Origin of the sequence: Bacillus sp. COPE52, assembly GCF_003355115.1 — a bacterium.
In the GTDB taxonomy this organism is placed as follows: Bacteria; Bacillota; Bacilli; order Bacillales; family Bacillaceae_G; genus Bacillus_A; species Bacillus_A toyonensis.
Genome location: NZ_CP031292.1, coordinates 5,600,897 through 5,601,189, shown reverse-complemented (window position 1 = coordinate 5,601,189; position 293 = coordinate 5,600,897). Strand labels below are relative to the sequence as shown.

Sequence of the window (293 nt, the reverse complement as noted above, 5' to 3'; positions counted from 1 at the left end):
TAACAGTACTAGGAAAAGCAAACGGCTGGGCGAAAATCAATTACCAAGGAAAAGAAGGTTATGTGTCGTTAGAGTTTGTGAAGTTAGAAGCAGGAAAACAAGAAGAAAAGCCAGCGGAAGACATTACGAATGGAACGCAAGAAGTAGGAACGATTAACGCGACAAGCTTACGAGTAAGAAGTGCGGCAAATACAAGTAGCTCGGTTCTAGGAACCCTAAAAAATGGTGAAAAAGTAACAGTACTAGGAAAAGCAAACGGCTGGGCGAAAATCAATTACCAAGGAAAAGAAGGT

1 protein-coding gene is annotated in these 293 nt (G+C 41.3%); it reads left to right on the top strand.

What is annotated here, in order from left to right:
• A partial coding sequence (locus tag DPQ31_RS29585; protein ID WP_261797493.1) for an SH3 domain-containing protein occupies nt 1-293 on the top strand: 293 nt, incomplete at both ends.